Origin of the sequence: Bradyrhizobium sp. Cp5.3 (assembly GCF_000426265.1) — a bacterium.
In the GTDB taxonomy this organism is placed as follows: Bacteria; Pseudomonadota; Alphaproteobacteria; order Rhizobiales; family Xanthobacteraceae; genus Bradyrhizobium; species Bradyrhizobium neotropicale.
In genome coordinates, this window is sequence record NZ_AUFA01000027.1 from 1 (window position 1) to 12,832 (window position 12,832).

At 63.5% G+C, this 12,832-nt stretch carries 6 protein-coding genes and 4 pseudogenes; 9 read left to right on the forward strand and 1 reads right to left on the reverse strand.

All coding sequences use genetic code 11. The features are described 5' to 3' along the window. The 9 genes and pseudogenes from K289_RS45410 to K289_RS0128575 form a co-directional block, all read left to right on the forward strand. A pseudogene (locus K289_RS45410) lies at window positions 1–245 on the forward strand (IS256 family transposase); the annotation flags it as partial. Between the two features lie 56 nt (window positions 246–301). Further along, window positions 302–3,805 (forward strand): annotated as a pseudogene (locus tag K289_RS45415) (strawberry notch family protein); the annotation flags it as partial. Beyond that, on the forward strand, window positions 3,805–4,866 hold the full coding sequence (locus K289_RS0128550) for a toprim domain-containing protein (RefSeq protein ID WP_027554633.1): 1,062 nt from the start codon (window positions 3,805–3,807) through the stop codon (window positions 4,864–4,866). The pseudogene K289_RS45415 and the gene K289_RS0128550, both read left to right, overlap by 1 nt. Before the next feature lie 335 nt (window positions 4,867–5,201). Further along, on the forward strand, window positions 5,202–6,125 hold the full coding sequence (locus K289_RS0128555; RefSeq protein WP_027554634.1) for a DUF2493 domain-containing protein: 924 nt from the start codon (window positions 5,202–5,204) through the stop codon (window positions 6,123–6,125). A 139-nt stretch (window positions 6,126–6,264) separates the two neighbouring features. After that, on the forward strand, window positions 6,265–6,741 hold the full coding sequence (locus K289_RS45420; protein WP_063614209.1) for a hypothetical protein: 477 nt from the start codon (window positions 6,265–6,267) through the stop codon (window positions 6,739–6,741). A 545-nt stretch (window positions 6,742–7,286) separates the two neighbouring features. Then, window positions 7,287–7,607, forward strand: a complete 321-nt coding sequence (locus K289_RS0128565) for a DUF736 domain-containing protein (RefSeq protein WP_027554635.1) — start codon at window positions 7,287–7,289, stop codon at window positions 7,605–7,607. Window positions 7,608–7,728: 121 nt separating this feature from the next. After that, window positions 7,729–8,010, forward strand: a pseudogene (locus K289_RS52860) (amidase family protein); the annotation flags it as partial. Between the two features lie 64 nt (window positions 8,011–8,074). After that, on the forward strand, window positions 8,075–9,007 hold the full coding sequence (locus K289_RS45425) for an amidase family protein (protein WP_256380019.1): 933 nt from the start codon (window positions 8,075–8,077) through the stop codon (window positions 9,005–9,007). Window positions 9,008–9,609: 602 nt separating this feature from the next. Continuing rightward, entirely contained in the window at window positions 9,610–11,850 is a 2,241-nt protein-coding gene (locus K289_RS0128575) for a hypothetical protein (protein WP_027554636.1), read from the forward strand. Window positions 11,851–12,247: 397 nt separating this feature from the next. Here the strand turns inward: K289_RS0128575 and K289_RS45430 are convergent. Then, window positions 12,248–12,809 (reverse strand): annotated as a pseudogene (locus tag K289_RS45430) (integrase core domain-containing protein); the annotation flags it as partial. Window positions 12,810–12,832 lie beyond the last annotated feature (23 nt).

A 12,832-nucleotide genomic window follows, 5' to 3' on the forward strand; every position in this document is an offset into this window, starting at 1 on the left:
CGCTCGCCTGTACCAACATCGCCGAGAACATGATGGGCACCATTCGCCGCGTCACGCGCAACGTCAAACGCTGGCGGGATGCCGGTATGGCCTTGCGATGGGTCGCGGCCGGCATGATCGAGGCCAACAAGGGCTTCCGACGATTGAAGGCGCATAAGCAATTGTCGGTTCTGCGTGCGGCTCTTCAAGCTCGCCACAATCGCATGACGATCAACCCCGTTGCCCACGTCACGAGGGCCGCGTAACATTCATTCCGGCAACGTCGGCCCGACCTAGTTCAACAGCGATCGGGACATCCCCGCGCGGGCGGGTGGTGTTTTCTGCCGCCATCGACGGCGCGGTCTACGCGAAGCACGGAACGCAAATCGACACAAGGCTGCTTGTGATCGACAAGCTGCCCGCCGCAGATCCGAAAGTCTTTGCCGCTTCGCCGGGCATGGCGGGCGATGTCGTCACCTTGCTTGACTGGGTGAGCCAGCATGTGCCTCCGAGGTTGCCCATTACGGCCCAGGCCGTGGTCGACGTCGTCAGGCGCCCTGCGATGTCACGATCGCTCGGCACCTTTGCACCACGCCTATCGTCCACTTTAGGAACCGCAGCACCAGAAGGTGCAGCACTTACGTATGAGACGGTCGAATGGTCGCCGCCGGAAGGCGCCCGACTCTCCGATGCGCTTTACGAGGAATACGGATTGCAGTCGATCCGTATTCCTGGATCGTGCGCACATCCGACCAAGCTCGTGCAGTCCGCGGCGATGGCCTCCGTTGCGCCACCGAAGCCGTCCTATCAGCCGCAGCTTCCTTCCAGTCTGGTGGCAGATGGAGTTCTATCGGACGCCCAGCTCGAGAGCATCATCTACGCCGGCGAGGCGCATGCGGAATTCCTCGCAGGCTCATGGAGGGTCGATGCGACCTTTGATGTCGTGGCGGCCGCGCGCGAGGAAGCAGAAAACGCCGTCCGCTTTCGCCGCGGCTGGTTCTTGGGTGATGGCACCGGCGCGGGCAAGGGACGGCAGGTCGCAGGCATCCTGCTCGACAACTGGCAGAAAGGCCGCCGTCGTGCGGTTTGGATCAGCAAGTCCGACAAGCTGATCGAGGATGCGCAGCGCGACTGGTCCGCGCTCGGCATGGAGCGGCTGCTTGTAACGCCGCTGTCTCGGTTTCGCCAGGGCACGCCGATCCGGCTTTCGGAAGGCGTCCTATTTACCACCTACGCCACGCTGCGCACCGATGAGCGCGGCGAAAAGCTTTCGCGCGTTCGGCAGATCGCCGAATGGTTGGGCTCGGATTTCGACGGAGTGATCGTCTTCGACGAGAGCCACGCCATGCAGAACGCGGTCGGGGCTAAGGGCGAGCGCGGCGACCAGGCCGCGTCCCAGCAGGGGCGTGCGGGGCTACGGCTCCAGCACGCCTTGCCGAATGCCCGCGTCGTCTATGTGTCGGCGACTGGTGCCACGACGGTGCACAATCTCGCTTATGCACAACGGCTGGGATTGTGGGGCGGTGACGATTTCCCGTTCGCCACCCGGGCCGAGTTCGTCGAGGCGATCGAGGAGGGCGGCGTCGCCGCGATGGAGGTGCTGGCGCGCGACCTCAAGGCGCTCGGCCTCTACGCGGCCCGCTCGCTCTCTTACGAGGGCGTTGCCTACGAGCTCGTTGAGCACCAGCTCACGCCGGAGCAGGTTCGCATCTATGACGCCTATGCCGACGCGTTCAGCATCATTCACAACAACCTCGACGCCGCGATGCGGGCCGCCAACATCACCGGCGAGACCGGAACGCTGAACGGACAGGCAAAATCTGCGGCGCGATCGGCTTTCGAAAGCGCCAAGCAGCGCTTCTTCGGCCATCTGCTGACTTCGATGAAGACCCCGTCGCTGATCGGATCGATCGAGCGCGATCTTAAGGCCGGCCACGCCGCCGTCATCCAGATCGTTTCGACAGGCGAGGCGCTGATGGAGCGCCGGCTCGCCGAAATCCCGACCGAGGAGTGGGGCGACGTCCGGGTCGATATCACCCCTCGCGAGTACGTGCTCGACTATCTCGCCCATTCCTTCCCGGTCCAGCTCTACGAGCCCTTCACCGATCAGGAAGGCAACCTCTGCTCCCGGCCTGTCCATCGCGACGGCCAGCCGGTCGAGAGCCGGGAGGCCGTCGCGCGCCGCTACCGCCTCATCGAGAAACTCGCGTCGCTCCCGCCGGTCCCCGGCGCGCTGGACCAGGTTGTCCAGCGCTTCGGCACGGACATGGTCGCCGAGGTGACCGGCCGCTCGCGGCGCATCGTTCGCAAGGCCGACCGGTTGGTGGTCGAAAACCGGGCCGGTTCGGCCAACCTTGCCGAGACCTCGGCTTTCATGGATGACGTCAAGCGAATCCTCGTGTTCTCCGACGCGGGCGGCACGGGCAGGAGCTACCATGCCGAACTGTCGGCGCGGAATCGCCGGCTGCGCGTCCATTATCTGTTCGAGCCCGGCTGGAAGGCGGACGCCGCGATCCAGGGCCTCGGCCGGACCAACCGCACCAACCAGGCGCAGCCGCCGCTCTTTCGTCCCATTGCGACTGATGTGAAGGCCGAAAAGCGGTTCTTAAGCACCATTGCCCGCCGCCTCGACACCTTGGGAGCGATTACGCGCGGCCAGCGCCAGACCGGAGGGCAGGGCCTGTTCCGGCCCGAAGACAATCTCGAAAGCCACTACGGCCGTGATGCGCTGCGTCAGCTCTATACGTTGCTGGCGCGCGGCAAGGTCGAGGGTTGTTCGCTCGAGCGGTTCGAGGAGGCGACCGGCCTAAAGCTCACCGACGCCAACGGGCTCGGGGATGACCTGCCGCCGATCACGACCTTTCTGAACCGGCTGTTGGCACTCACGATCGAGCTTCAGAACATCCTGTTCACTGTCTTCGAGCAGCTCTTGACCGTCCGGATCGAGGGAGCGGTTGCGTCCGGCACCTACGATCTCGGACTGGAGACGCTCCGCGCCGAGAGCTTTGTCGTCACCGACCGGCGGACGATTTACGTCCATCCGGGCACGGGCGCCGAGACCCGGCTGCTCACGATTACCCAGCGCGAGCGCAATCATCCCGTGAGGCTGGATGAGGTTCGCGCTCGTCTGTCCGATCCTTGTGCGGTGATGCTGATCAATGAGCGCTCGGGACGAGCCGCCGTGCAGGTTCCAGCTCCGAGCTTCATGCTTGATGATGGCGAGATTGAGCGCCGCGTCCGCCTGATCCGGCCGATGGAGCAGCACAGCGTTCCCTCAAAAATGATGGCGGAGAGCCATTGGATCGAAGCGGACCGCGAACGCTTTGGCGCCGCCTGGTTGGCGGAGCTTGCCGAGATCCCCGCATTCACGGAAAGCACGATCCAAATTGTGGCAGGCCTACTCCTGCCGATCTGGAAGCGGCTGCCGAACGAGTCGACCCGGGTCTACCGGCTTCAGACCGATGCGGGCGAGCGGATCGTCGGCCGCAAGGTCTCGGCGAGCTGGGTCGCGAATATCCTTTCGGAGGACGCGCCGGCGCTGACGGCGGATGCTGCCTTCGCCGCACTGGTGGAGGGACGGACCGTCCTTGAGCTTGCGGAAGGGCTCCAGCTCCGCCGTGCCCGGGTCATGGGCGCATACCGCATCGAACTGGCGGGCTTTAGCGACACGATGCGCGACCGGCTGCGCACCTACGGCCTCTTTGCGGAGATCATCTCCTGGAAGCTGCGCATGTTCGTGCCCACGGACGCAAGCGGCGTTGCGATCCTGTCGAAGGTGCTCGACTGTTATCCGATCGAGCGCATCAGCGGGCGAGAGGCCGCCTGATGCGCCGCGATGCTTTCGAACTGGCATGCCGTCTCGCGCGCGAGGCCGAGGCGGTGTGCCGCCACTATCTCTCCAATGGCAAGCGGGAGGGGCGGTATTGGCTGGTCGGCGACGTCCATAACACACCGGGGCGTTCGCTGTTCGTGCGGCTCGAGGAATCGCCGCAGAGGCCCGCGGGCAAGTGGACTGATGCGGCGACCGGCCAGCATGGCGATCTCCTCGACATCATCCGGGAATGTCGGGGTTTGCGCGACTTTCGCGAGGTTGCCGAGGAGGCGAGGCGTTTTCTGAAGCTACCTCATGTCGAGCCGGACTTCGTCTCGAAACCCGAGCGTCGAGCCGTGCCAGCCAGATCGCAAGAGGCCGCCCGTCGGCTCTTTGCGATATCCAGCCCAATCGAGGGGACGGTGGTCGAGAACTATCTGCAGCGTCGCGGGATAGCCCTTGTGCACCATGGTGGCAGCCTGCGCTTCCATCCACGCTGCTACTATCGGCCGGACGAGCACCTGCCGACCGAGACCTGGCCCGCGATGATCGCTGGCGTCACGGATCTCGATGGCAGGATCACCGGCGTGCACCGTACCTGGCTCGACCCGAACGGCTTTGATCGCCTTCGTCGCGGCAAGGCACCGATTGATACGCCAAGACGGGCCATGGGCGACCTCCTCGGCAACGCGGTTCGTTTCGGCATGGTGGACGACGTGCTTGCGGCCGGCGAGGGCATCGAGACCATGCTGTCGCTGCGCTACGTGCTGCCGATGATGCCGATGGCCGCTGCACTTTCGGCCAATCACCTTTCGGCGATGCTGCTGCCGTCGGGCCTTCGTCGGCTCTACATCGCCCGCGACGCCGACGCCGCCGGAGATGCGGTCCAGGCCATTCTCACCCAGCGCGCAGAAGACTCCGGCATTGAAGCGATCGCACTGTCGCCTCGGCTCGGCGATTTCAACGAGGATCTGCACATTTTCGGTGGCGATGCCCTGCGGGCAGCCTTGCGGTTTCAGCTCGCACCCGAGGATATCGCCCGTTTCCTGCATGCGTCGACCTCGGCCACGGAGTAAGTCGCAGTCGTTCGATTGCGGCGACAGGTCGATCATAGAAAAGGCGCCAATACCGGACGAGGCCACGACCACGGCCTTCTAAAGGGCGATCGGACGGCAAGCGGAGCGGGCCGGCAATGGCTGCGTCCGGCTATTTTCCGCCGCGCGCCGGTCATGCGAGACACATTGTCGATGTCCGAATGGCGCGCTTTGCATCGCGAAACAAAATAGCCGGCCTTCGCCATCCTCCGCTGCCGCTTCGGCCCGTTCGGGTTCTGGCCCGCTCCGCCCGCCGCCTGAGTGATCGCCACGAAGGCCGCGATGGGCGCGGCCGATCCGGCAAAGGACCTCTTCCCATGACCGACCATGACGACATCGAGCCGCCGCACGCCTCATCTCCGACCGAGCACATCCTCACCGAACTGCAACTCTTCGGCTACCGTCCGTTCGACGACCAGCCCGATGCCAGGCCCCTTCCCGAGAGCAAAATGATCACCGGCGCCGTGGCCGACATCTTCGACGCCCTCGTTGCGACGTTGGGCGACACCCGGCTAGAACCGGATCTTAACGATCTGCTTTGGTCGACCGTCAACCTGTTCCATCGTGCTGTCGGCCGCATTGAACGCCAGCTCGACGATAACGAACAGGCACAGCAGAAGAGCCAGCGTGAGCAGAACGGCTCGGAGGTGCGAACGGTTGAACTGGAGCGCCTGACCGCCGAGGGCATCACGCTCCTCGAGCGTCGCAACTGCCTGGAGCTCTTCCGAGATCTGGCCATCGAGCGCTTTGAGGTCCACAGTAACGCGCCCTGGCGACCCCGGTCGGGATCATTGGTCAATCACCGCACACTGACCGCAGCGATGATCGACTCCCGCGACTTCATCGCCGCCAAGCGCCGCGCCGAGACCGAGGTCATGTTGCCGAAAGGACCGAAGGTCGCGCTCACCGGTGGGCTCGACTTCAACGACCATCAGCTCATCTGGGATCGTCTCGACAAGGTTCATGCCAAGCACCCCGACATGGTCCTGCTCCATGGCGGCTCGCCAAAGGGCGCCGAATTGATCGCCTCCAAATGGGCAAACAATCGCAAGGTGCCACAGATCGCCTTTAAGCCCGATTGGGCGAAACACGTCAAGGCAGCGCCCTTCAAGCGCAACGACGCCATGCTCGAACTTCTGCCGATCGGCGTCATGCACTTCCCCGGCACGGGAATCCAGGACAACCTCGCCGACAAGGCGAAACGGCTCGGCATTCCCGTCTGGAAGTTCGGCGGCGCGTGAGCGCCGTCCTCTCGCTTCAAACGAACGAGGCGGAGTTGCAGGTGCCGCAACTCCGCCCCGTTTCGATATTACGTCAAAGCTGCGCCGCGGTGGTGGTGGAAGGCGCGACCCGTACACCTTTGCACCGGGAGCCACCACCATGCTCACCCTTGGGCTTGTCCTCAACACCGTTGGCATCGGCTTGCTCTGCTGGCTGATCGTTGCGCTGGCGATCTACGCTTTGCCGTTTTTTGTCGCGCTGAACATCGGAGTCTTGGCGCTTCATGGCGGTGCAGGCATCGCCGGCGCCGTTCTTGCCGCAGTGGCCTCTGGCGCGCTGACGCTTGCCGCCGCTCAGTTTGCGCTCGCCTTCAGTCGGTCCCCGACCCTGCGCATCGCGATCGCAACAGCATTCGCCGTTCCGGCCACCGTTGCTGGTTATCATGTGGCGCTCGCCCTGTCGCAGATCGGGGGGCCTTCGCCGGTTTGGCGCGAGGTTTTCGCTTGCCTGGGCGCGGTTTGCATTGGCGGATCGGCTTGGACGCGATTGACGGTTTTCGCAGAGACACGCCGATTGGAGCCGGTCGGGGGTGGCGGAGACTATGTCTCGACGGGTTCTGACCGCCGCATCGCATGAGAGCGAGGCTTCGTCGTCACCATCTGCCGAACAAGCTCGTATTGAGCGCCACCTTGAACCGGGGATCGCCACGATCAGAAGGGGGCGGGACGCGGCCCCTCATCGTGCTTTGACCAAGCCGCGTCACCCACATAGCTGCATGGTAACGCGCGATGCTCTGGATCGTGCTTTTGCCGACGATACCGCCCCTTGCCGCCGATTGTTTCTGTTTCTGCGCCGTACCATTTCAGCCTCTTGTGCAGACCATTCGAGAGACGCCAACTTCTCCCAGAGATTGCGGTTCAGCACGCGGACGCACGTGGCCTCTTTGATGGCTCGATCTGGCCGAAGACCGGCTGCGCCTCGATCGTCTGAGCCGCAACGCCGTTGATGCGACTTTCTTCCCCTGGGCTTACGCCCATTCCTCGCGAGGCAAGAAAGTCGCTTCAACGGCGTCCTCCGCTGCGCTCCGGCCCGAGCCGGGTGCGTCGCCGATCGTCCTCGGCCTTCAGGTCGCCATCGAGGCCGCGGTGGTCGCGGGCTCGAAACACAACAGGAGAAGTGACATGGCTAACATCGGTTCTTTCAAGAAGGTCGGAAGCGATTTCCAGGGCGAGATCATCACCCTGAGCCTGCAAGCCAGGGGCGTCCGCATCGTCGCCGAGACCAACCGCACCAGCGACAACGCTCCGAGCTACCGCGTCTATGTGGGCCGGGCCGAGATCGGTGCGGCCTGGTCGAAGCGCTCGGAAGAGGGCCGCGATTACCTCTCGCTCAAGCTCGACGATCCCTCCTTCACCGCGCCGATCTACGCCAACCTGTTCGACGATGAAGGCGGCGAGGGCTACACCTTGCTCTGGTCGCGGCCGCGCAGGAACGGCGAGTAAGATCGCTCTACCATTACCCCGCTCGCAGAAGCGGGCGGGGTAATGGCATCATATCGAGGAGCTCGCCGCGCTCGGAATCCCGCGCCCGTCGACGACGCCCGACCAATCTCAACTCACCGCCGTGGCACGATTGGAAGCCGCGCTGACGCGCGCGCGATCATCTGACGCAGCGAATACTTTCACCGCCCTGTTCGAGGAGAGCGCCCGATGCGAGGCCGAAGCCGCCGATCGGCGAGCCGCCGCCGGGACGACGCGCGGCCCGCTCGACGGTCGCATTGTCTCGGTCAAGGCTCTCTTCGATGTTGCCGGCACCGTGACGAGCTCGGGTTCCGCCGTCCTGCGCGCTTTGTCTCCCGCCGCTGAAGACTCGCTGGCTGTGAAGCGTTTGCGCGCGGCAGGAGCCGTGATCATCGGCAAGACGCAGATGACCGAATTTGCCTTTTCGGCGCTCGGCACCAACCCGAACGATGGGTGCCAGGCAACCCAGGGACCGCCGGCGCGCTCCGGGAGGATCCTCGTCAGGGGCCGTCGTCTCGGTCGTCGACGGTATGGCCGACATCGCCATCGGCAGCGACACCGGAGGATCGATCCGAATTCCGGCGGCGCTGTCGGGTGCAACTGGCTTCAAGCCGAAAAGCGGCTTCGTGCCGACTGCCGGCGTGTTCTCGCTGTCGTCGAGCCTCGATACCATCGGTCCGATTGCCTCGAGCGTCGCGGACTGCTTCGTGGCTGATCAGGTGCTTTCGGGCGGAGACGTGGCGTCGCGGCCGCAGCTCGCCTCTCCCTACACCTTTCGTCTCACGGTCGCTCGCGGTCGCCTGTTTCACGGTTGCGAGCCGGAGGTGCTTAGCGCGTTTGAGAGTGCCGGCGAGCGGCTTCGATCATGTGGCTTGCAGATCGCGGATGGATCGATCGAGGGGGCCATCGACCATGTCGCTGAGATCGACAAGATCGGCACGTTTCCGTCAATCGAGGTCGGCGCAACGTTGCGCAGTCTCGGCCTATCGAACCTGGACGGGGTCGATCCGAAAACTCGCATTCGTATCGAGGCGGGGGCCGGCATCCTCGGTATCGACTATGTGCGCATGGCGCGGCTCCGGCAAGCCGCCATCCGGTCCTTCGAGCAGTCGTTCGGCAATGATGAGGTCTTCATCCTGCCGACGACGCCGATCCGTGCGCCGCTGCTGTCGTCGGTTGAGGAGGACGCTGCGTTCCATCGGGCCAATGGTCTCGTGCTTCGCAATCCACGGGTCGCCAATTTGCTCGATTGTCCGTCGATCTCGTTGCCGATACCGCTCGACGGTCTTCCCGTCGGCCTGATGCTGATCGGCCGCAGGAATGCCGACCGGCGCTTGCTGGAGATAGCGTCCAGCGTGGAAACGTTGCTGCGAGGGTCTTAGCACGCTACTTAGCTTTCGCCCTGAGGGGCGCCCCGACCTGCGCTCGGGAAATCCGCTCGACATCACTGCCTCGACCCGGTTATCCACGTGCTGGTACTATCGGGCCAACTCACGTTAAGCAGTCACCTTCGAGCAGCCCAATATGATGAAGGATAGACCCAGCCGGTATCGTCGCAAAGGATGCATGCTCGCTCAGTCATCGCATCAACTCAAACAGCTCATTCACCTCGCTCAGCCGCAGCTTGGTGCCGCCTGGCAAGTGCTGCGACAATATGTGTCGCGTGCCGACCGCGATCCGATCACGCTGGTTATCGTCCCGCTCAGCGTGAACGCGCGTACGTCCCGCGCAAACTGGCGGGCGAGGATAGCGGTCCGCGTACGCCGGGCTCCGGCGTGAGCCGGTCGATCGTGGCGATCAGTTCATTACGCCCGAACTGATCGCCTGCTCGCGGAAGGCGCGTCTCTGCAGAGGAAAAACTTACTTGAAGAAACCCCAATGATACGGGTTCTTTGTGCATCCGGGCGAATGCCCCTCGTCAGTTAGTTGTCAGCTGGGCGGTCTATCTCGAAATGCTGCGCCATTGTCGTATCGGAGGTGGATTATGACGGCCATTGGCCGACCTGGTAGATCGCACGGGGCTGCTGGAGCCGAGAGCCCGTGCGGATCGAGCAGTTCAAGTCTTTTCTCTGACGAAGGCAGGCTATCGTTCGATTCCGCCGTGGAACGGATCCGCTCTGGGCGTCAAGATAGAACGGCGACGGTCGCCAGCCAGTCGCCAACTTCGAGTATGGTAGTCACCATTCCCTCGACAGGCGACGAGATCAACGCGGCAAAGCGGCAAATCGACAGCCTGCTTGAGGAGCTTGACGGCTGCCGTAATGCGGCCATGCGAGCGCAGAGCCCGTCGGAGGCGCAAGAGCTGATCGATAAGCTCATCAACGCAGGTTCAAAAGTTCTGAACTACCGCGCTAGCCTGCCTCCGCATCTGGCGCACAGCATTCTGTCCGACGATCACGCTCGCCGACTCCGCGACGAGATGCTCCATGCAGGGGACCAATGCAACACACTGGCCACCCGGACAATCTACGACATGGAGGAGGGCAAGAGGAGTGCGGCCGCCGTGCTCGAACGGATGATCGAATCCAAGGCTCTGCACGACCAGCTGAGCCGAGCGGTTTCCAGTGTGACAAAACGCTATGCGGCCTGTATGGATTGGTGGGGAAAGAAGGCATTGCGCTCGGAAAGGATGCAGTCCGTCTGCGCTGCCAGTTCGAACTTGCCCAGTACAACGGCCGAGATGCGGCAGGCCGAACTGGCCGTACTCCGGCTGCACACCGGCTGGGCACTCAACACGAAGTGCATGCATCTCCAATCGCGGATCGCTCTCGCGCAGGTCATGATTGAACCGCTGGCGAGCACGTTCGAACCAGCTACGAGGGAAATCCTGATGGATGAGAACGGGCGGGTGCGTCTGCTGGGAACCTTCATCCAGGACGTTTTCCCGGCATTCGTCTCGACGGCCGACGCTGTTCTACACAGCAAAGGATGCGCACTCGACCCGGAGCACTGCGCCGTTCTCGAAGGAGTTATGGAGCGCCTTTCGGAATTTGGTTTGGCGTGGCACAACCTCGTTGCCAAGCTAAGCGATGGTGGAATAGATGCGGACCTCCCATTGGAACTGTCGGGCCAGATAGTCGAAGGCGCGTGGGTCACTGCACACGAAATCATGCGCCTCTTGGAACTGCAGCCAAAAACGCCGGCCATCATTGTGCCGCCGTACGACGCTTTGGCGGCGATACCCGCCAATACTATCGGCGAGGGTGTAGTTGCCGAAGGCGCTACAGCGCGTAGGAAAAGGACGCCCAAGCGCATGTGGGCCGTTGGCGGCGGGAGCTCGGCGGCCGGGCGGACCCAGCCACACGAGCCTACGACCGACAAGGTCACGGCTCCAGCAGCCAAGGTTCTCGTGCTCTCGGATCTAGGTACGAAGAAGCTTGTGAGCGCGGAGGAGGCGCAAGCGAGGGCGTCATCGTCGGGGACAGCACACCTGACGATCTGGCAAGCTCCGCGGTCGATCGAGGCAGTGACCCGACTGCTGAAGCGATTGGACGAACTTTTGCAATTCGATCTGCGTAGTCAACAAAGGGTCGTCTCGGAAGCGTCTCACATGAAACCCGAGGACGCCGACCACGTCGTGTACACGGTGGTCGAGCGCCTTCAGAGGCAGGCCGCTGAGATGCAGGCCTGTGTGGGCGCGTTGGAAGAGCCTCGTCGACGCGGCCTACTCACGCCTGCGCAGGTGCCCGAAGTGCACGACAAGATAGTCCGGCTCAAGGTGAGGTGCTCCGAGGCGCAGGGCTTGGCCAAGGCTTTGAACGAGCGAAAGGGCGCGATTAGGATCGATTGCATGAAGACCTACGCCTTTCCGTCGCAGAAGTACCTTGAGCACTTGCGGGCGGCCGAGGAGTTGGCGCCTGCGCATCTACCGCGCGCGTTAAAAGGTGAGCCAGGGGCGCTGTTTGAGATCAAGCTGCAACCCAAGGCGCTGCGCAATGGTGCAATGCCGAGTCCTATGTGGGTGCACATGCATACGACGCGGCCGGTACATGCGTGGCAGTTGGCGACGCTGGATGATGCCGAATTCACCGCTTGCCACGTGAAGTCAAACGTACAGCGCGGCTACAACCGGCAGTGGCAGAACGCTCGGGCTGCGGCCGGCCACGAGAACGTGGTGGTCCACCGTGGCAAGCTCTCGGCTACCTTCTGCAAGTCCTTGTTGACTATAGTGCCTACGCGCCACCCTCGTTATTCGCATGCCGAGGCGGAGCACCGATCGACATAGGCCGCTGGCCTTGGGATGTAGTTAAGGGCGTCTCGCGGTAGCGTGCCGGTCATCGTGACACCGTCAGTCACAACGCCGAAATCCGGAGCCGGCGGCCCCGTGATCACGTCATCCACCTTCAGCAGCCGGTAGGCTGAAACCGTCCGAGACGGAGCACTTTGTCATCAGCGCACGGCCGGTTCTCGCAGCCGCGCAGCCGGCAATGTCATGTGTAAGCGACCGGCATGATGCGAAAGGCTTTGGTCTGAGCCCCTTTCTTCATCCAGCAATGGGGGGAGTCCCGGTGACATTTGAGCCCATCCGACTCGGTGGAGCAACGGGGCGGGGCGCGGAGCCCTCGGCATAGCGCAGCGTCCCGCCCCGTTGCGGCCCAGGATCGCTATGATTGGCGTACGATCGGTGTGAGATTGCCGAGCACACTGTGCGGCCGGGTGTTGTTGTCGTCGTCTTTCCAAGCGGCCAGCATGGCGCGCGCTTGCCCGAGCGAAGTGAACAGCGGCTCATTGGGCAGTTCGTCGCGCAGGCGGGCGTTGAAACTCTCGGCGAAGGCGCTCTGAGGCGGCTTGCCGGGCGCGACGTAGTGCCACTTGATCTTCCCTTCCTGGCTGAAGCGGAGCACCGCCATGCCGGTCAGTTCAGTGCCGTTGTCGGACAGGCACATCGCCGGCGGCCCGCACAGGGCAATGATTACATCGAACCCACGTACGATCCGCAGGCCTGGCAGCGAGATATCAGCGACGAGCGCCAGGCATTCGCGAGTGATGTCGTCGACCACGGCCAGGATGAGGAAACGTCGGCCGTCGGCGAACGCATCCGACAGGAATCGAGGCACCAGCGTTGGTTGGCCCCTTGCGGGATCGAAAGGGGCGCCTAGTCCCGAGCTCCTGTTTGCGTCCGCCACGCCGGCGGACTTGCAGCCGTTCCTCCTGATAGAGACGTCGGAACCTCTCGTGGTTCATGATCAGCACGTCTGTGAAACGAC

Coding starts and splice junctions, on each gene's coding strand:
- K289_RS0128550 (WP_027554633.1), top strand. CDS start 3,805: ATGCGCCGCGATGCTTTCGAACTGGCATGCCGTCTCGCGCGCGAGGCC.
- K289_RS0128555 (WP_027554634.1), top strand. CDS start 5,202: ATGACCGACCATGACGACATCGAGCCGCCGCACGCCTCATCTCCGACC.
- K289_RS45420 (WP_063614209.1), top strand. CDS start 6,265: ATGCTCACCCTTGGGCTTGTCCTCAACACCGTTGGCATCGGCTTGCTC.
- K289_RS0128565 (WP_027554635.1), top strand. CDS start 7,287: ATGGCTAACATCGGTTCTTTCAAGAAGGTCGGAAGCGATTTCCAGGGC.
- K289_RS45425 (WP_256380019.1), top strand. CDS start 8,075: ATGGGTGCCAGGCAACCCAGGGACCGCCGGCGCGCTCCGGGAGGATCC.
- K289_RS0128575 (WP_027554636.1), top strand. CDS start 9,610: ATGACGGCCATTGGCCGACCTGGTAGATCGCACGGGGCTGCTGGAGCC.